Consider the following 1143-nt stretch of genomic DNA (forward strand, 5'->3'; position numbering starts at 1 on the left):
CTAGTGCCTTGACTCAAACGGATGGTGCAGCGTTGCCGTTGACGGCATCGAGGATGGCGGCGGCCGGCTTGGTCCAGACGAAGGGCTTCGGCCTGCCGTTGTGCTCGGCGATGTAACGGTTGATCGCGGCCTGCAGGTCGACGATCCCGCTGAAGCTGCCACGTTTCAGCCTGCGCCGGGTCAAGGCGGAGAAGAAGCCCTCGACCGCGTTCATCCACGAGGCCGAGGTCGGCGTGAAGTGGAAGATCCAGCGCGGATGCCGGGCCAGCCAAGCTCGCACCTTCGGATGTTTGTGCGTGCCGTAATTGTCCAGGATCACGTGAATCAGTTTGCCGGCCGGCACCGCGGCCTCGATGGTGTTGAGGAAGCGCAGGAACTCATCGTGGCGGTGACGCTGCATGCAGCGCCCGATCACCGTGCCTTCCAGCACGTCGAGCGCGGCAAACAGCGTGGTGGTGCCGTGGCGGATGTAGTCGTGGGTCTGTGTCTCGGGGCGACCTGGCGTGACGGGCCGGCTGGGGCGGGTGCGCTCGAGAGCCTGGATCTGGCTCTTCTCGTCGAGCGAGAGCACGACGGCATGGCGCGGCGGGTCCATGTAGAGGCCGACGATATCCTCGACCTTCTCGGCGAAGGCCGGATCGTTCGAGCGTTTGAAGCTGCGCACACGATGCGGCTGGAGGCGATGGGCATCCCAGATGCGCTGGACGGACCGCAGGGAGATCCCGACGGCCTGCGCCAGGGCGCGGCCGGTCCAGTGAGTGACTTCACCGGGCGGTTCGGAGCAGGTCAGGGCGAGCACCTCGGCGACGGTGTCGGTGGAGTGAGGCGGCTTGCCGGGCGGGCGGGTCTTGTCGCGCAGCAGACCCTCGACGCCTTCCTCGGCGTAGCGCTGCTGCCAGCGCCAGACGGCTGGCCGGCTGACGCCGGCCTGCTGGGCGACGTCGAGGACGGAGAGGCGTTCGGCCGAGAGCAGGACGATGCGGGCGCGCTGGATGTGCTTGAGGGGCCGCCCCCGATCGGCGACGATAGCGGACAGGCGCGTCAGGTCGGCGGCGCTGGGGATCACACAGACAGTCTGAGCCATGCCTCAGACTCGCATGCCTCATGCCCCCTGTGAATCCTCTGAATGCGTCAATGCACTAG

The 1143-nt window shown here is 67.2% G+C and carries 1 protein-coding gene; it reads right to left on the bottom strand.

Translation table 11 applies throughout. The annotated features are described in order from the left end of the window. Positions 1-13: 13 nt before the first annotated feature. A complete protein-coding gene (locus FF100_RS36805; RefSeq protein ID WP_171070489.1) occupies positions 14-1084 on the bottom strand; it encodes an IS630 family transposase in 1071 nt (356 codons plus the stop codon). Positions 1085-1143 lie beyond the last annotated feature (59 nt).

Origin of the sequence: Methylobacterium terricola, from assembly GCF_006151805.1 — a bacterium.
GTDB lineage: Bacteria > Pseudomonadota > Alphaproteobacteria > Rhizobiales > Beijerinckiaceae > Methylobacterium > Methylobacterium terricola.